The sequence below is a fragment of the Pseudomonas batumici genome (assembly GCF_036585405.1).
GTDB lineage: Bacteria > Pseudomonadota > Gammaproteobacteria > Pseudomonadales > Pseudomonadaceae > Aquipseudomonas > Aquipseudomonas batumici.
In genome coordinates this window covers 6,626,356-6,644,661 of record NZ_CP144470.1, presented here as the reverse complement: position 1 = coordinate 6,644,661, position 18,306 = coordinate 6,626,356, and the positions used below count along the sequence as shown (strand labels likewise).

Annotated in this window: 14 protein-coding genes and 1 tRNA gene; 7 read left to right on the top strand and 8 right to left on the bottom strand. The window is 57.0% G+C overall.

The window, feature by feature from the left end; genetic code table 11:
• Positions 1-185: 185 nt before the first annotated feature.
• The 3 genes from NUH87_RS30550 to NUH87_RS30540 are packed head-to-tail and all read right to left on the bottom strand — an operon-like array spanning position 186 to position 4,772.
• On the bottom strand, positions 186-2,111 hold the full coding sequence (locus tag NUH87_RS30550) for a hypothetical protein (RefSeq protein ID WP_338523990.1): 1,926 nt from the start codon (positions 2,109-2,111) through the stop codon (positions 186-188).
• 10 nt (positions 2,112-2,121) lie between these two features.
• Positions 2,122-4,095 carry a hypothetical protein gene (locus tag NUH87_RS30545; RefSeq protein ID WP_338523989.1) on the bottom strand — a complete coding sequence of 658 codons (1,974 nt, stop codon included), beginning with the start codon at positions 4,093-4,095 and terminating at the stop codon, positions 2,122-2,124.
• Positions 4,092-4,772: a hypothetical protein gene (locus NUH87_RS30540; RefSeq protein WP_338523988.1), complete on the bottom strand. Its 681-nt coding sequence runs from the start codon at positions 4,770-4,772 to the stop codon at positions 4,092-4,094. Before NUH87_RS30540 ends, NUH87_RS30545 begins: the two co-directional genes overlap by 4 nt.
• A 570-nt stretch (positions 4,773-5,342) precedes the next feature.
• On the opposite strand from NUH87_RS30540, the gene NUH87_RS30535 reads away from it, so the two are divergent.
• Genes NUH87_RS30535 through NUH87_RS30520 form a run of 4 tightly spaced genes read left to right on the top strand, consistent with a single transcriptional unit; the run spans position 5,343 to position 9,554 of the window.
• Positions 5,343-6,302 (top strand): TIGR03756 family integrating conjugative element protein, encoded by a 960-nt coding sequence (locus NUH87_RS30535; protein WP_338523987.1) that lies wholly within the window; start codon positions 5,343-5,345, stop codon positions 6,300-6,302.
• An 18-nt stretch (positions 6,303-6,320) separates the two neighbouring features.
• On the top strand, positions 6,321-7,709 hold the full coding sequence (locus tag NUH87_RS30530) for an integrating conjugative element protein (protein WP_422393965.1): 1,389 nt from the start codon (positions 6,321-6,323) through the stop codon (positions 7,707-7,709).
• A 49-nt stretch (positions 7,710-7,758) separates the two neighbouring features.
• Positions 7,759-8,052, top strand: coding sequence for a hypothetical protein (locus NUH87_RS30525; RefSeq protein WP_338523986.1), 294 nt, complete (start codon positions 7,759-7,761; stop codon positions 8,050-8,052).
• The gene (locus tag NUH87_RS30520) at positions 8,049-9,554 is read left to right on the top strand and encodes a conjugal transfer protein TraG N-terminal domain-containing protein (RefSeq protein ID WP_338523985.1); all 1,506 of its coding nucleotides are present in this window, start codon (positions 8,049-8,051) and stop codon (positions 9,552-9,554) included. The genes NUH87_RS30525 and NUH87_RS30520 overlap by 4 nt, the downstream gene beginning before the upstream one ends.
• An 8-nt stretch (positions 9,555-9,562) precedes the next feature.
• Here NUH87_RS30520 and NUH87_RS30515 read toward each other — a convergent pair whose 3' ends face one another.
• On the bottom strand, positions 9,563-9,925 hold the full coding sequence (locus tag NUH87_RS30515; RefSeq protein WP_338523984.1) for a DUF3742 family protein: 363 nt from the start codon (positions 9,923-9,925) through the stop codon (positions 9,563-9,565).
• A gap of 217 nt (positions 9,926-10,142) precedes the next feature.
• Here NUH87_RS30515 and mobH point away from each other — a divergent pair, with 217 nt between their 5' ends.
• The 3 genes from mobH to NUH87_RS30500 all read left to right on the top strand — a co-directional run bounded on the left by mobH (position 10,143) and on the right by NUH87_RS30500 (position 14,076).
• Entirely contained in the window at positions 10,143-11,756 is a 1,614-nt protein-coding gene (mobH, locus tag NUH87_RS30510) for a MobH family relaxase (protein WP_338523983.1), read from the top strand.
• A gap of 240 nt (positions 11,757-11,996) precedes the next feature.
• On the top strand, positions 11,997-12,980 hold the full coding sequence (locus NUH87_RS30505) for a ParA family protein (protein WP_338523982.1): 984 nt from the start codon (positions 11,997-11,999) through the stop codon (positions 12,978-12,980).
• A 571-nt stretch (positions 12,981-13,551) separates the two neighbouring features.
• The gene (locus NUH87_RS30500; RefSeq protein WP_338523981.1) at positions 13,552-14,076 is read left to right on the top strand and encodes a LasR-specific antiactivator QslA; all 525 of its coding nucleotides are present in this window, start codon (positions 13,552-13,554) and stop codon (positions 14,074-14,076) included.
• A gap of 105 nt (positions 14,077-14,181) precedes the next feature.
• Here NUH87_RS30500 and NUH87_RS30495 read toward each other — a convergent pair whose 3' ends face one another.
• From NUH87_RS30495 to uvrC, 4 genes are all read right to left on the bottom strand, one after another.
• Positions 14,182-15,456: a tyrosine-type recombinase/integrase gene (locus NUH87_RS30495; protein WP_338523980.1), complete on the bottom strand. Its 1,275-nt coding sequence runs from the start codon at positions 15,454-15,456 to the stop codon at positions 14,182-14,184.
• 284 nt (positions 15,457-15,740) lie between these two features.
• Positions 15,741-15,816: transfer RNA gene (locus tag NUH87_RS30490), tRNA-Gly, on the bottom strand.
• 63 nt (positions 15,817-15,879) lie between these two features.
• A complete protein-coding gene (pgsA, locus tag NUH87_RS30485; protein ID WP_338523979.1) occupies positions 15,880-16,449 on the bottom strand; it encodes a CDP-diacylglycerol--glycerol-3-phosphate 3-phosphatidyltransferase in 570 nt (189 codons plus the stop codon).
• Between the two features lie 32 nt (positions 16,450-16,481).
• The gene (gene uvrC, locus NUH87_RS30480) at positions 16,482-18,305 is read right to left on the bottom strand and encodes an excinuclease ABC subunit UvrC (RefSeq protein ID WP_338523978.1); all 1,824 of its coding nucleotides are present in this window, start codon (positions 18,303-18,305) and stop codon (positions 16,482-16,484) included.
• Between the last annotated feature and the right edge of the window lies 1 nt (position 18,306).

Below are 18,306 nucleotides of genomic sequence, written 5' to 3'. Positions count from 1 at the left end.
GCCCGATATCTTTAGTCTATCTTATAGTTTTGCAGCATCTCACGAACGACCGCGACAAACCTGCAACCATATACATCGATAAACCGTTGGATGTCATCCAACAGTTTCTGCCGTAGAGGAATTGCTTCCGCTTTACGCTATCAGACCAATGTCACGACTAGGTCACATGGTTCCTGGAACGATGCTCAATTCAACCGAGAGGGAGATTTTCTTCGACCCTGTATTCGGAAGGCCACAACCGAATAAGTCATGTCCCCGCTGTTAGGCTTTCTCTTATACACACCTACAAGGTTGCGAAGGTGGTCACTTCCCCCTCCCCGATCGACCAGGTCTAGGACCATGAGAATGCAGAAAGTCACGTTGATGCGTTGATAGGCTGTCGCTTGCAACCCGAATTGCTCGACCAAGCCATCTAGTGAAGCGTCGCCGTCTGTCTTTTTCAGCTCGGCCACTGTCTTAATTCCATCGCGGGCGAAGTGAACGTCGACCCTACCATTGGCTACATCGTTCACCTCCCGTTGAGCAAGCTCTCTAAGCGGCGTGGCTTGAAGGAACCCATAGTAATCTTTGTGTAAATCGGCCTCTAGGGGGGGCTGATCAACACTGCGATTGAACAGATAGTCAATCCCTGTGACCGCAGTGTGGGTGAGACTCTCTCGCGAAGCCACAAATGAGATCGTGTGATAGAGGATCTGAATGAAAAATTCTTGCGCATGACCGTGATAGTCCCGGTTACTTACAAGCTCGTTGTGGAGCTGCTCAAACACCTCGGTAGCTATAGGCTCAATCCGCTGAAGCTGCACTGCTGCCATGGCTGCTTCAAGTACTCCTCCTGCGCTCTGGGCAATCGCATTAGGAATGCCGGCCTTCTGAATGATCGCGGCAGCGGTGGCCGGTGCCACTACCGCATCATGAGGATTTCGGTGAAGGCTAGCTGCCATTGCCACGTTGATTTCATCGCGCATCGCACCTACAGCAGTTGCAGACAATGAACCCTTGTTCTCGGACAACCACTGGTCGAGTACTGCCAACTGAAAAGTATTCGCTTGAATAGTGCCGACAATACGAGGTCTTACGAGCGCCTCTATACCTCCTGCCTGACCACGTTGAAAAATGGACATGCTCGCTTGGTAGACCCGTAGGAGCTCTTCTTCGATCACAAAGGCCGCGTGCAGCCATGCGTTCTTGAGCAAGCTCATGTCGAGCGTTGCGAGTCGAGTCCCAAGCTCCGCCCAACGCAAAGCTTCAATCGACGCAGCACCAAGCCAACTACTGCGTTCGAGAAGGCGATCTGACGGCATCAGCGTCGCAGAGTAGCCGAAAGCATTTTTGCGAATCTCGGCCAACTTAGTCGGAAGATGCTCATGGAGGCTACCTGTTTGAAAATCCAGAAGAACACAGATGCAGCGGTAATAGAGTGCTGCATCCTGGCGCTCCTCGCTCATTGCTAAAGCATGCCCCATGAAGTCACGCGCTCGATGGAATGCTTCCACCGCTGTTTCATGATCTTGCGCGTCTAAACCGTCCGATAGTGCAAGCAGGCCCAGAGCAAACGAAGCCTCATCTTCCGCCTCCGGAACGCTGGCGAGGTCACGCAGTGCCACCAATAGGTCATTGTCGTGAACGTGAGCCAGGATCAAGCCATTCACTCTAGCAACATGCCGCAAGTAGTCGGCGTCATCACTATGCTCGACTTCCAAGAGATATGCTTGAAGCTTGCGCAGAAGAGCAGGACGTCCCTGTGAGAGGTACAAGGCCCCCAACAACGACTGAACCCGGGTACCCGGATACCACTCCTGCCGACCGGTATGATCAAGAAAGGCCCTCTGCAAGTCGCGCACAAACTTTTCATCCGCCCCAGCCAAGGAAGCCAAACGCCGGACAATCTCGATCAGCACTCCAGGATCGCAGGCCTCGCGGATCAAATCGGTTGAAACAGTCCTTGCGCTCGGCGTTCCCGCGTCGACAAGCGCATAGAAATATGCCGCGCTTTCTGGAGTATCCGCGAGCTCAGTTGATATCTCACGAAGCTCGAGTTCAGACAGCGCATTCAACTCGACCTTTTGCTCCCTGCGTAACGCGTCAATGATGCTTCGTGACAGATAGCTCATCCCTTAATCCCTAAAAGAGCGTATCGCTGCCGAGAGCCACTCTGCGTCTATCCGAAGGTATCACTGAGTCGAGCTCTGGGCGTGCAAGAGCACCGACAATGACTTGGATGCCTGGTATCTCTTCCACAGTTTTACCCACCGCTTCAATCAAAGCCGCGAAATCTGCAACGCTCATTTCCGATGCAGCAGGTGAATCCAAGATAAGAAGACCCGGATGCCGACCATAACCACGCGATCGAGCAACCTGAAGAGTGGCCAGTGCTGCCGCAACACGTATGCGAAGATTCTCCCCCGTATTCAAACCGGTAAACGTGACATTAACGCCACCTTGGCGTAAATCCATTCGATGAGCTTTAAACGAAAACTCCTCTAGGTTGCGAACGCCGAACCGCTCGGCCAGATTGAAGATCTGATCGCCTACCTCTTTCATGATTTCTGCTTGAAGCGACTCCATCGCACTTTTGGTCACTGCCTCGGCGGCACTGAGCAGGCGCAAAGCTTCATTTTCATCGAAGGTTGTCTCGCCAGACCCAGCAAGCATCGCACCCAACTCCTCGATTCGTGCTTCAAGTCCAACGATTTCGCGTGACAGTTGCTCGGACTCATCGTTGACTGAGAGCATTACTGAGATCTCGGACAGGCATTGCTGAACCGTATCGCGACTGCCTTCTGCATCCTGGAGCTTTGATTGTGCGTATTTCAACGCTTGCGCTGCGCTTTCACGCACTTGGGCTGAGTCTGCTACAGCCGCATCTAGATGAGCCAGGCCATCCGTGTCAGACGAGTCCTGGTCAGCATCGACATTCCCACATAAGCCACAAATCTGAGTGGTCGCTTCAGTAAACCGCCCTGGTTTGAAAGAGGCTTCACAGGCAGGACAGCACGCTGGTTTCAGCTTCCTGAAAACGTACCCCGCGGCCAAGTCGTCTTTGGCTTGCTGCAAAACACGGCGAGCGTCGAGGTAAGCAACCGAGGATTCATTGACCACGGTTTGCGCAATGTTCAGCTCGCTCCGACACGTAATGACAGTGGCTTGCGATGCGGCCAGTTGCTGATCCAATGTGCTAATTTCAGCCCGCATTTTGTTCCGGTTGGGCAGCGCCGCAAGTTGGGTCTGCTTGTCCTTCTTCTGAGTTTCGAGCTCAGACAGTCGGGCTCGAACCTTTAACGTCTCGGCCGCGTTGGTACCTTTTGCCTTTTCGTGCTCACTCTTCAGGCGCTTGTGTGCTGTCGAGATGGCCGTGTATGTCGATATCCAAGGTAAACCGATAAACATTTGGATCAGGCGTATAGGCAGTCCGTCCTCTGTGTGATCGCCGAAAACGGCGGATCCAGGTCCAGCGATGAATAGCGCAGAGGACATCGAGGACCAACCGTGTTCAACCACAGTCGCTTTGGCTGATCGAAAGGCTTGAAAACGATCAAAGCCGAGCTCATCCATAAACACCGCCTCTATGGCTTCGCTCAGTTCTTCACCCGCGGTGCCCTCGTAGAGGGAGAGTTCGGTGCCGTCGCTCAGCCGAATCAGCGATGCTTGTGCGACGGTTTCGTCTGTCTCGCCTGCCTGCTTGCGTAGCGAAGTGATGTAGGGGATACCGTCGATCTCAAACTCCACCCGGAGGCCTTCTATCCAGCTCCAAACATCGCGCTTGATCTTCCCTGGAAAGCGCCCTTGTAAAGCAGCTCTGACCGCTGCAAGTGTGCTCGATTTACCTTTCGAGTTCCCCTCTGAAAGAAGTGCCCAAAGGCCGCCACTAAGGCCAGACCACTCGAAAGTGAAGGGCGTTTGCTGCTGTTTTTCATGCTTGACCCCTTCCATTCGTACCGACACCAGGTTCAGCGTGCGCACCCGAGGAAGAACGGGCTTGGGACGGATGTTCAAGTTGTCGAGTGCAGTCGCTACTGCTTCTGGTGTGGATTTGGCTTTTTGGGCAATAGCTTGATGCCAATCCGCGACGGTCATGCCATCTTTCTTGTCAGTCATACGCTTTGTTCTTCAAGAATGCCGCTCATGCGTTGAAGCACACGGCTTTTGATAGAGGGGATGACCGCACCATAAGGAGTAGAGGCATAGTCATCGTCTGCGTAGTGAATATCTTTCAGCGCGCTACCGCTCTTATCTTGGGCAACCAGCAACGCAAGACTGGTTTGCGTCTCATACCAAGAAAGCTCGGGTTGATCTGAGAGTGCTTGCTGGAGAAATTTGCGGGCCAACGGTCCGGTCAGGTATTCATACTGATACATGCCGTTCGCGAGCTTACGCTTCATGGACTTAGCAAGACCACGATATCCAAGGATGGACAGAGATTGCTGGAGATCATCATAGGCGCCACGCCGCCAACGAATCATCTTCACGATGCGGACATCCGGTTCATCTGTGTCGAAGATATGTCTGGCCGCATCCAGTAAGGCAGCTTCCTGTGTACGTGCATAGACATTGAGTAGCTGGTCGGCAAGGTAATCTGGGTAGCGGATCCAGAAGTCAATTGCCAGTGCTCTTTTCTCACCATAGAACGCGCAGTCCCAGCCATCGCTGGTGGGTTTGATGGAAGCACTGCCTCGTACAAGGATGAATAACAAACGCAAAGCGTCGCGGTAGGCATGTCCCATCTGACTCGACACAACTTCCTGTTGCTCAGCGGTCGAACTGGGCTCAATCATGGCTCCATTTCCCTCTCCTCTGTCCCTGAAAACCCTTCAATGGGTGAGATGTCTCAACGCCGTTATGCAACCGATACTAGATGATGGCAGTTTAGTATGAACGAAAGGGAGATGAGCTGCGAGGGGTAGTGTTCGTCGTGATAAGGGTAGGCACGGCTGACACTGATCGGTACGAGATCGAACGATGCCCAGAGCCATCGAACCAAGTCCGCTTTTGGTTGTAAGTGAATTGTCACGAGTGTTGCTTCTGCCGCAAGCGGATGCAGCGTACAAGCCACATCAATCTGTACCTACTCATGAAGGAGCTGCATGAAACAATTCGATCAGCCGAGATGAATCGATGGGGCAGTTGGTGGTAGGCGGTAGCCGGACACCGGGTAACTACAAGCCCGAAACTTCACCTACTCACCTTTTCGGTGGGAGTGCTGACCGTTTAGCGGCTGGATGAAATCCACCATCAATAGCTCTCACACAAAAATACGGTGATCGGGATTATCACCTTTGGCATAGCACCGGCCCGCCCGATCCGTTCGACTGTCACCGACTAAATCTCCTTTTTCGGTGCTCGTCATGCAGCCTTTAACTGTCCGTAGACCGTGGGCACGTCTTTTGAGGACGGGGCTCTCACTTGCCCTGTCGACAGCCAGTCTCGACGGGCTGGCCATCAACACTACCACGCTCGCCAGCTCAAACCTATCACCGGACTGTCTGGAATACCGAATCATCGGCCTCTGCTACTGGCTACGCTGCACGCCCTTTGGCTGCAAGATCAAAACCTCGCCCAAGGTGCGGCACTACATTCCCGATGCAGTGCTATCGAGCTATTCAAATACCGGCGCCAACCCATGGGCCGAGGCGGCGCTGATGAGCCCTGTCAATCCGACCGCTCAGGGCGGCGGCGATGGCACCATCAATCAAGCCCACGAAAACAACCTCACCAAGTTCAAAAATGCGGACGTGATAGGCCATCCCGGGGCCTTGCTATTCAACCGTTTTGCCAGCCAGTTCGGTTACACCTGTCCCGGTGCCGGAGTGCCCTTCCAGCCCTATCTATTGAGTACTCTCGATACCCTCGCATGGCGCTACAACCTGCCGGAGATGCTCTACCCCGAAGCGCTGATACTGGGCCAGCGTGAAATTGGCAGCCCCTTGGCGGGGGATCTCTGGGGCAGCGTGTATCCGCGCGGCGGCTTTCTGGAGCAGGTCGACGACCACAAAGCGGCAGCTGTGATCGTGCAACGCGCCGGAGATATCGTCACTCGAAGCGCTCAACCCCATCTCTATCTACCTTTACTGGCCAAGGCCTACCCAGGTTACTGGCCGGCCGGGGAGTTGCGGGAAGGCGACGCAAGCAGCGGAAAGTGGCAAGCGCTACAGCCTGCTCTGTCATCCACTTGCGTGGTATTTCCACACCAAGGAGCCCTGCCCCAAGCGGATGACGGCGCCTACGTCTGGGGGCTCTGGCGCCCTTACCGCTGCTGCAAACCTGAGGGGCAAATCTTTCTCGGTAGCAGTGACTTTGGCCAGTGAGGATCCGCCATGAAACCCATGCTGCCTCACGTCATCCTGTCCCCTTCAAATCTACGTTGGCTGCTGATCAGCTCAATTCTACTTTGGGGAATGGCCCCGGCTCAGCCCGAGATCGGTGAAAGCCGCGCGGGCTTCAGCGGCAGTGTGATCGGAGACGATGTGCTCTATAGCATTGGTGGCGGCAGCGCAGTACCCATGGGACCCGGTGCCAATATGCAGAGTCTGGGTGTCGGTGCCGGCTGGAGAAGCAATCTGATCTGCGGCGATATGAGCCTGGAGACAACCCTACAGAACCAACTCAATGGCCTCACCAATGGCTTTCAGTCGATCATGAGCAGCGTGATCCAGAACGCCACCAACGCTGTCGCCTCCCTCCCCGCCTTGATCATCCAGCGTGCCAACCCTGGGCTGTACAACCTGCTAACAAACGGCATTCTGCAAGCACGACTGGACTTCGATCGCTCCAAGTCGACCTGCCGCGCCATCGCCAATCGCATGGCTGATATCGCCGGTGGACAGTCGGGTTGGGACCAGTTGGCCGAAGGCATGGCCCTGAAGGAAGCGACCAACAAAACCGACGCAGTCGCTGCCATCGAGCAGACCGAAGCCCGACGCGGCAATCGGGGCGTACCTTGGGTCGGTGGTGATCAAGCCGGCGGCAGCGGCCAGGTGCCCATTAAGGTAGTCAGCGACGTGACCCGCGCGGGCTACAACCTGCTGAACGGCCGTGGCGTCACGGATACCTCACCCATCCCCCGAGCAAACTGTAGCGATCGCCTGAGCTGCCTCAGTTGGCCCTCACCTCAGGCTGCCGCCGATTGGGCCAATCGAGTGTTGGGTGAACAGGTGCAACGTACCTGTGATGGCTGCAGCAAGACCGACAGCACTCCAGGTACCGGTCTGACGCCCCTGATCCAGGAAGAATACGAGTCCAAGCTCAGAGCCTTACAGGATCTGATCACCCAACGCGTTCCCACTACACCGACCAACCTGGAGGCAGCCGGTAGCAATGCATTACCGGTCACGCGAGGACTGATCGAAGCCTTACGTGAGGAGCCCGATCAAGATCTGCTGGGCAAGCGCCTGGCATCAGAAGCGGCGCTGTCGAGTGTGCTCGAGAAAGCCTTACTGCTGCAACGCACGCTGCTGACCGGCCGCCAGGAGCCGAACGTCGCAGCCAACGAGCTGGCGCAACAAGCCGTCACCCAGGAAAGCGAGCTGTTGAGCCTGGAAATCCAGAACCTGAAAACTGAACTGGAACTGCGTCGTACCTTGGCCGCGAATACCGCCAGCGAGATCTTGCGACGTAATCAATCACGAGTCGAAGGCTCGCGCGGCATCTACCAGGGCGATCCGGAACGCAACCGAATCGAGCAGATCGAACGCCCCACAGAGGGAGGACGCTAGCATGCGCGGGACGTGGATCAGACGTCTCTCTACAGTGGCGCGAATCGCAGTGTGGACGTCAGCCCTGACACTTACCGGAATACTGATCAACATACTCGCCATCCGACTATTGGGCGATGCACAGACCCCGAGACACTGGCTGGATGAGCACGCCACGGGCCTGCTGATTTGGCGCCTGTGTCTGTACGTCATGCTGATCTGTAGCTGGTGCTGGATGCGCGCTCGACTGTCGCAACATCAGCCCGAAGCCACCCAGCGCCTGCACCGTGCCGAATGGGCCGGCATTGCCGCCTTGGCGCTGCTGGAGGCCAGCAACGCGCTGTCCGGGCCGGAGGCCCCATGACCCTGACCACTACCGACTACCTAGAGTATTACCTGACTCTGGTGAGTTGGATCGTCAACAACGGCCTGTGGGAGGTATTGGTCGCCAGCGGTGTGTTCGCCTTGCCGTTCCTCGCCATCATCCTGCAGGAATGGTTGCGCGCCCGCACGGAGGGCGCCGACGAAGGCAACAAGGGTGTGCTTTCGGCAATGCGGATCGAGAACCGAGTCTGGGTGGCGATTGTCGTGATTCTGTTCGCCGGCATCCCGTTTGTACCGGTTGACTTGAGCACGCTGCAGTTCGACGAGAGCCGCTCGCGGCAATGCCAGGTGCGCGTCGCTACACCCGGTGAAAGCGGCTGGAACAATGCCTTCACCACCCTCAACAACCAAAGCGCCGAGGTGCCGGTGTGGTGGTTCTTCATGCATTCGCTATCCAAAGCGGTGACCGGTGCTGCGGTGGCCTCGATACCCTGTGGCGTTGATTTGCGGCAGATGCGGATGGCCATCGACGGTGCACGAATCGACGACCCGCTACTGGCCCAGGAGGTCGCCGACTTCACCCGCGACTGCTACGCCCGCGCCCGAGCACGAATGTTTATGGATCGTCCGCACTTGAGCGAAGAGCAGATGAATGATGTCGGCTGGATCGGCTCGCGCTACTTCCTCGACACCCCTGATTTTTATGAGCGATACCGCTCCAGTACTCCGCGCAGCGCCTGGCCCTATGATGCCAACCGTGACGCAGGATTGGCTCAGGTACCTGACGGTGGCGGGTATCCCAGTTGTCAGCAATGGTGGGCGGACGGTGACCAAGGTCTACGAGCCCGCCTGTTGCAGCAGGTGGACGTAGACTTGCTCACCCGCCTATCGCGCTGGGCAGGTTTTCTGCCTCGCTCTGAAGTGGATGATGCGGTGATTCGTGCAATCGCCTCCCCTCGGCAGCAGGCGATGAATCAGGGGCAGGTCTACAACGACTACGGCGGCCAGGTCGAGAAAAGCATCTCCAACATCATCACCCGCGCCACGGCCGATCTGGGTCTGACAGTGGGATCACTGGGGTTCTTCCCGGCCATGGATGTAGTGCGCCAAGCACTGCCGATGGTGCTCTCTCTACTGAAGATGGCCTTGGTCATTTGTCTGCCGCTGGTGCTGGTAATCGGCACCTATGATCTCAAGACTCTGGTCACCGCCAGCTGCGTGCAATTCGCACTGTTCTTCGTGGACTTCTGGTTCCAGCTGGCGCGCTGGATCGACAGCACCATCCTGGATGCGCTCTACGGTAGCGGTGCATCGAGCGGCAACTTCAATGTGCTGTTTGGACTGAACAACTCGTTCGGGGACATGCTGCTGAACTTTGTAATGGCAACGATGTTCATCGTGCTACCGATGTTCTGGATCGTCATTCTTTCATGGGCAGGAGTCACCGCAGGAAACGTTCTGCAGGGTTTCACCAGCGGGGTCAACGATGCAAGAACAGCAGGAGGAAGTGGAGCAGATACGGTGCTGAAAGTAATAAAGTGAACCCGCTCTTATAGATCCTCATGAACATGAGGATCTATGCGATATCCATCATCGGTGTACATACCGTATCCAGAAGGACCATCTCGCCATTCAACATCCGGCGTTCGATAAGATAAATCGCTTCGGGCGACGCCCCTTCCAATCAGGAACAGCCCCGCAACAAGTCCTGCCAAAAGGATCGAAAAGCTCAGGAGCAAGACCAGAACGCTCAAACCCATGAACCAAGCGATGACCTTGGCTCCTAGCTCCGGAAGACCGCCGGCAACCAGCCACAAACGCAAGTGCTGCTCTTGTCTGGCAAGCCCTCGATAGGCTCTTCCCAGCCAGCGCCCGACACGCTCGGCCTTACTGATTTTTGGGTAACAAGTCATGGTACTCACCTCTACGACACGGACCTTTCAATGCTCCAATTCGAAGAAGGACAAAGGGTATGGATAACACAGTTCATCCACATGTTGCGGACCGTTTGTCCATAAAAGCGTCTTGAAATGGCGCAAGCAAAAGACGCAACGGAAGGGTCATTAATGGCAAAGGCCCTATCCAGAAAAGGCAAAAGGCACTCTCACCGTACACGCGTCGGAGGACGCCATGTTTCGTTGGCTCCGCTCCCGAAAAGGGGCAACTGAAACACCCTCTTCCGTCCGCTTCGAACCATCGAATGGCTGGCTGAAGCCTCTGTCGGCAACAGAACTGCTGACGACTCTCCATCGACAGACGCTGATGGAACAGATCTGGCGGCGCACCGCGGTTTCACCCGAGCAATTCGCCCTTCTCTACCGAGCACCACTGGAGCGCTATGCCGACCTGGTACAGCACTTCCCCGCCTCGGAAAGCCATCACCACGCACATCCTGGCGGACTGCTTGATCACGGCCTGGAAATCGTCGTCTGTGCGCTGAAGCTGCGCCAATCGCACCTGTTGCCTCTAAACACACCACCGGAGACCCAGGCCCAGCAGGCCGAAGCTTGGACGGCGGGTATTGCCTATGCGGCGCTGCTGCATGATATCGGTAAGCTGGTCACCGATCTGGTCGTGGAAGACAGAGCCGGTCAACGCTGGCACCCGTGGCACGGTCCGCTTCGACAGCCATATCGATTTCGCTACAACCCAGGTCGACAGTACCGTCTTCACGGTGCCGCGGCCGGGATGTTGGCTAACACCATTCTCGGACGTGGGCCACTGGATTGGCTCAGCGGCTTCCCGGAACTATGGGCTGCCCTGCTGCACGCCCTGGCCGGGCAGTACGAACACGCCGGGATACTCGGTGAGTTGGTGATCCGCGCCGACCAGGCCTCAGTCGCCCACGCCCTCGGCGGAGATCCTATCCAGGCCCTGAGTGCACCGAGGCACGCCTTGCAACGCAAGCTGATCGAGGGCCTGCGGTATTTGATGCGCGAAGGGTTCAAACTCAACCAACCCCAGGCTTCGGACGGCTGGCTCACCGAGGACGCCCTGTGGCTCGTGAGCAAGACCGCGTCGGACAAGTTGCGCGCCCACCTGCTCTCCCAGGGCATCAGCGGCATCCCCGAACGCAACACCACACTGTTCAACATCTTGCAGGAACATGGGTTGGTGCTGGACAACCCCGAAGGCAAGGCCATCTGGCGAGCCACCGTACACAGCGAAAGTGGCTGGACTCAGACCTTCACCCTGCTCAAGCTCGCCCCGGCACTGATCTGGGAGCCAGACCAACGCCCGTTGCCTTTCTCTGGCAGCATCCAGGTGGATTCAAAGCCAGTTGCCGAAAGCATACCGATGACACCTGAAACAGTGGGATCGGTTGAGCCCGCACAACCTGTGGCTATAACCACCAATACGCCCTTGCCAGGCACGCAGTTCGTGCATTGGCTAAGTGTCGGCATACACCAAAAGCGCCTGCTCCTCAACGATGCCAAGGCACTGTTGCATACGGTTGATGCCACCTTGTTCCTAGTCAGTCCCGGCATCTTCCAGCGCTATCTACAGGAACACCCTGATATTGCACAGAATGCACGGCAGGATGGTATGAAAGACTGGCAATGGTTGCAAAAGCACTTCGAGCGACTAGGACAACACCGCAAACGCCCCGACGACCTCAACCTGTGGACCTGCGAGGTGTATGGATCCCGTCCGGGCAAGCGTCTGCACGGCTACTTGCTACTTCATCCCAATGATGTGATGGCCGCCGTTCCGTTCGACAATCCCTACCTGCGGCTGCTCTGAGTCCAATCGCCACAAACCTGTAAGAACGGATGACGCCCCATGCCAACTTACACCTGACATAGCATCCGTTCCGACTGTCCCATCGCGCGGTCGCAAGGGACCACTCGCCCCCTTGCAAAGCGCTTCAGGGCCAACAGGATGTTTTTTAGCAGACACGTTGAGCTCGGAAATTTCCTGGCAAACTGAAAATCCTGATCTATGGTCAATAACATCAAATAAAATATGACCTAGGATCAAGATATGAAAAACGCACTTCTTCTCAAACGGGCAATGAAACTTCTCAACCTCAGTGGTACCAGGTTAGCGGAACGTGTCACGGAACTACGGGAAGACGGCAAGCGCACAGCCCCTGAAACCATCAGCCGTTGGCTGAACGGTACCAACCCAGTCGACCCCTTCCTGATCGGCTGGATCACTGAGATGGTCCGATCGAAGCTTCGCGATCAAAGCAAACCGACAGTCCGCTTACCGAAAGGAGGTCTGATCATCGCGGTCTGTAACCTTAAGGGAGGTGTTGGAAAAACCACAGTGGCGATGAACCTCGCAGCGATTGCCCACAAGTCGCTCGGATTGAAGACGACTTTTCTGTTCGCAGAGTACCAAGAGAACAAACGGTATTCCGACCTAGTCCTGAACAATCTTAAGGCCCTGATGATCAGTTGCCCCGATCTTGAACCCAGGGAAATCTTGAAGTACAAGCCTGACAATAACGAAGTTGTCATAGTCGACGTTTCAAACCGTGTGACGCGTGATTCTCTCACGAGCTGGAAGTCGCCCGAGGAGCTCCTGCAATCCAATCAGGAAGGTTTCCTGCATCGATTTCACCCAAATATCTACGTTGTTCCGGGTAACTTCGAAAGCTGCCTGGACAACCAATCCTTGAGGAGTTTCCTTGATAGTGGCGTTCTTCAGTCCCCTATCCAGCTTCTGCACCGACCCAGCTTGATGCGCATGGACTTCGCCTCCAATGCAACCTCCGAAGGGTTCGATCCCGCAAGCGACCTGTTTTGCCCATTTTTTATACCGCAGTCGCCATTTACAACTACCGCCCTCCCTAGGGACTTCATGAGCGACTGGCAAGATCCGCAGCAGGAGTACTACCACTACCGCTTATTCGAGCACCTGCTGCAACTGGTCGGAGGTGACATCATGGATAGCTTCTATTTTCAGCAAGAAATTGACGGGATGAACCTGCACGAGTTGCTGGACCTCGTCGCCGCCTGAGGATACCGCGAAGGCGCCTACCGATATCTCGGCGCGCCGATGCGGGCATGACAGGAGTCAGCTAGACGTATGCGCAAGAAGCCGCATTCGAAGTATCCCATCAAAGAAACAAAATGCGACAAACATGCCGCAACTCGCCAACAAGACACGCCTACAAAATTATCGGATACTTCGCACGCGCTCTTAGTCCGTATAAGACACACCTCGCCTTGATCCCCTGAGCCCGTATTCTTTAGCCTTACTGAGTCACAGTGATGGCTGTGATCGGGTGTCGCAACCCAGGATAACCAAGGCGCGGTATGCGCCATAGTCGTGTAGTCGGCGCTTTCGGGTGTCTGGCTGCCGCACTCTATGGTGGACCGCGCGAGGCAGGCTTCGGCCTGGCCGGTTCCCTTGGTTGCCGGTTTGCGACCCTCGTGCGGTCTGCCACCCAATTTCCGTGTCGCAACGGCGGGTGACAGTTCCTTAATCCAACCAAGGAGCATAAGGAAAATGGCCTCCCCCCCTTTCGCGCCCGGGCACCGCCCATTACGTCGGGTGTTAATGCGCTCCGATCACGGAGACCCTCTCCATGATTGATCGCTCACTGCTATCTCGCTTACCCACACCCACCCTGATCAAACTCGCCTCACTGAGCCCTAGCGAAGCAGTCGATCATTTACGCCATGCCGCCCGCCTCTGCCTGGACGGTGCCCGAACCCTGGCCTTTCAGGATGACCAACAGCAGGAGCTGGCCGACAAACTGATCAAGGACGCCATTGCCCTCTACGACATGGCGCTCCTGCGACAACGTTATCTGCCCTCATCCACGACTAAATCTGCCCTCCGCCTCAATGCCTGCGCCGAGGATCCGCACATAAACCCAACACCCTGGGACGAGCAATTCGCCCAAGAAATCGCCAGCGGTGCGCGTTGCGCCGGGCTCTGGCTGGACCGCCGAGCAACCCAGCCGCTGTGGTGGCAACTGACGCAGGCCCGTCAGGGCTATCCAGAAGGTGATCGGCGCGATGCCTTCGAAGCCGGTTTTCTACGCCATCTGCAGCAACAGCTGATCACAACACAGTACCGGAATACACGCAGCTCACCGCCCCGCTAACATTAGCCTGGGACAAGGCGGCGGCGCTCATGCTGCCGCCCCCCCCTCTTGCGAACCAGGCACACATCCAACGCTGGACCCAGTTCTCTCAGTCAACATCGCGGTCTACGACTGACGGAAGGCTGAAGCGTTTCTCGACCCTGCCATCGGCAAAGGAGGCTCTTTCTGATAGCGATCCAGCAAATCGGCCCAGTCCTGCATCATCGCCCTGCGCTGGGGAACATACTCCGCGTGGTTATAGCTGCCCCGAACCTGATTGGGATCAGAGTGAGACAGCTGCGCCTCAATCCACTTTGACTCGTACCCCAGCTCATTCAACGCAGTGGACATCGTGCCCCGCAAGCCATGCCCAGTCAGCCGCCCCTTATAGCCCATACGACGAATAGCCCCATTCAAGGTCGCTTCACTGATCGACTTCTGCTGATCATCACGCCCTCTCAGCAAGTAACGCTGCTTGCGCAACTTCATACTCAACAAGCGTCGAACAATCTCCAGGGCCTGGTGAGACAGAGGCACCAGATATGGCGGAACTTCATTGTTCAAGGTTCTGACCGCCCGCTGCAGCTGCTTCACTCGGCCCGGAGGTATACGCCAAAGCGCATCGTCCAGGTCGAACTGCTCCGGCAATGCCATGCGCAGCTCAATGGTCCTGACGCCCGTCAGCATGAGCAATCTGAGCCCCAGCTCAACCTGCAAGGAACCTGGAAAACAGTTCATCTTGCGCATGAACTCCGGCAACTCCTCCAGACGCAAAAACGGATGGTGCCTGACCGGCGGCTTGGGCTCGGCCAGGATGTCGAGATCGCCGGCGGGGTTATAGTCGAGCAGCCCCTCGGCAATGGCGAAGCGGAACATCTCTTTGAGCCAGCCTCGGCACTTGCCGGCCGTAGACAAGGCGTTGCGTTTCTCTATACGACGGATTGTCATGAGCAAATCGGCCCGCTGTATCTCTGGCACTAGGAGCTTGCCCAGCCCGGGCAGGATATCCTTCTGAAAGAAACGATCGATCTGCACCAGCGTGCACTGCCGCCCCATGCTCAAGCGCTTGGCCTTAAAGGCCCGCCAGCGCGTAAATACGGCCTCGAAGGCATTGCTCAACTCAGCATCATAATCGAGCTGCTTACGTCGGTGCAGACGCGGATCAATGCCCTTGACGACCAGCGATCGCGCTTCTTCACGCAACTCGCGAGCGTCTTTCAAGGATATTTCCGGGTAGGGCCCCAGGGACATTCTCTTGGTCCGCCCTCTCCACTGGAACCTGAAATGCCAAAGCTTGGAGCCATTGGTTGGCACCATGAGCGAAAGGCCTCGGCCATCACACAGGTAGTAGCTACATTTTTGAGGTCTGGCCTGCCGAACGGCAGTATCGGTTAAAGACATACGGCACCTCCGTCCGAGTCTCTCCCAGCAGAGGGCTAGCTCGGGACTGATGACATGAACCCCTCAATTGACTGGGGCAGTGTGATCAGCGAGGTGAAGCGTACGAATCGTTTTTGAGAGACCAGAGCTGTCCGTTTTCGATGACAAGATTCAGGACAACTTTTTTCTGGCTGCTAGGAGTCCTTGATGGAACTCCACAAACGAAAAAAGCGACCCGAAGGTCGCTTTTTCAAAGGCTTAAGGACCATCATCAGATTTTGATGGAAGTCCTTGGAACCATAATTTGGAGCGGGAAACGAGACTCGAACTCGCGACCCCGACCTTGGCAAGGTCGTGCTCTACCAACTGAGCTATTCCCGCGTCTTGGTGATGCGCATTTTATAGAATCTACGCACCCCGTCAACCCCTTGATTCAAAATAGTTTTATTTTTTTTCAGGATTCTCGGCATTGATCTTCAGATGCGGCCACGCCGCCCGCAGATACTGCAGCATCGACCACAGGGTCAATACCGCCGCCGCCATCAGCAACGCATACCCCACCAGTACCCAGAAACTGAAGTCCGAGGGGTTGGCCAGCAGAATCACCAACGCCAGCATCTGCGCCGCGGTTTTCCACTTGCCCATGTTGGAAACGGCCACCTGCGCCCGCTCCCCCAACTCGGCCATCCACTCGCGCAGGGCCGACACCACGATCTCACGACCGATGATCACCGCCGCCGGCAAGGTCAACCACAGGTTGCCATGCTCCTGCACCAGCAGCACCAATGCCACGGCCACCATCAGCTTGTCGGCCACCGGATCGAGAAACGCGCCGAACGGCGTGCTCTGCTCCAGGCGACGGGCCAGGTAACCGTCCAGCCAATCCGTCGCCGCCGCAAAGGCAAACACCGAACTGGCCGCCATGTAGCTCCACTGGTAAGGCAGGTAAAACAGCAAAATGAAAATCGGAATGAGTACGACGCGTAGAACGGTGATCAGATTAGGGATATTCATCGGCACAACTGGCTACGAGGTTGAAAGGCATTCTACTCGCTGTGCAGGCTTGCATAAATCGACTCAGCGAGCTTTTTACTGATCCCGGGTGCTTTGGCGATCTCGTCGATGCTGGCACGGGACAGCTCCTGCAATCCACCAAAATGTTTCAATAGTTCGCGACGACGTTTCGGCCCCACCCCCGCCACCCCTTCCAGGGTCGAGGTACGCCGGGTCTTTCCACGCCGCGCACGGTGCCCGGTAATGGCAAAGCGGTGGGCTTCGTCGCGGATCTGCTGGATCAGGTGCAGGGCCGGCGAATCGCCTTTCAAGGTGAACTCATGGGCCGCGTCATTGAGGTACAAGGTCTCGAAGCCGGCCTTGCGCGTCGCCCCCTTGGCCACGCCGAGCAGGATCAGGTCCGGCACCGCCAGCTCATCGAGCACATCGCGGGCCATGGACAACTGCCCCTTGCCGCCGTCCACCAGCAGGATGTCCGGCAGCTTGCCCTCGCCGTCCTTCAGCTTGCTGAAGCGTCGGGTCAGCGCCTGGTGCATCGCCGCATAGTCGTCGCCGGCGGTGACGCCTTCGATGTTGTAACGGCGATAATCGGACTTGAGCGGACCTTCCGGACCGAACACCACGCAAGACGCCACCGTTGCCTCGCCGCTGGAGTGACTGATGTCGTAGCACTCCAGGCGCTGCGGCGGCTCGTCCAGGCTCAGCACCTCGGCCAGGGACTCGAAGCGCGCCGCCATATGCTGACGGTCGGCCAGGCGCGCGCCCAAGGCCTGTTCGGCATTGGTCACCGCCAATTGTTGCCAGCGCGCCCGGGTACCGCGCACCCGATGACTGATGGTCAGTTCACGCCCGCGCAGCCCGGCGATGGCCGCGATCAGTGTCGGGAAGTCCTCATGGACCACATTGACGATCAGTTCGCCAGGCAGGTCGCGCTCGGGACTGCCGATGAAGTACTGGCCGAGAAACGCCATCAGCACTTCGGAGACATCCTCCTCGATCCCGACCTGCGGGAAGAAATTCTTGCTGCCCAGCACCCGCCCACCGCGCACGCTGATCAGGTGCACACAGGCGCCGCCCGGATTGACGAACGCCGCGACCACGTCGACATCGCCGCTGCCGCCTTCCATGCTCTGCTGGTCCTGAACCCGACGCAGCAGCGCGATCTGGTCGCGCAACTCCGCGGCCCGCTCGAAATCGAGGGTACTGGCCGCCTGTTCCATGCCGGCGCTCAACTCATCGGTCAGGGCGTTGCTGCGCCCTTCGAGGAACATCACCGAGTGACGCACATCCTCGGCATACACCTGGGGCTCCACCAACCCGACACAAGGCCCCTTGCAACGCTTGATCTGGTATTGCAGGCAGGGCCGGGTGCGGTTCTTGAAATAGCTGTCCTCGCACTGGCGGACCAGGAAGGTCTTTTGCAGCAGGCTCAGGCTTTCACGAATCGCCCCGGCACTGGGGTAAGGTCCGAAATACTTGCCCTTGGCTTTCTTGGCCCCACGGTGGATGCTCAGGCGCGGGTAGTCGCCGTCCGAGAGAAAGACGTAGGGGTAGGATTTGTCGTCGCGCAGCAGGATGTTATAGGGCGGCCGCCATTCCTTGATCAGCGTCTGTTCCAGCAGCAGCGCTTCGGTTTCATTGGCGGTGATGGTGGTTTCCACCTGGGCGATACGCCCCACCAGTGCCGCGGTCTTCGGCGCCAGGCCGGTCTTGCGGAAGTAACTGGCCAGGCGCTTCTTCAGGTTCTTGGCCTTGCCCACGTAGAGCAGGCGTGCGTCGCCGTCGAACATGCGGTAGACGCCGGGGCGGCCACTGCACGTTGCAAGGAAGGCACTGGAATCGAACAGGTCAGTCATT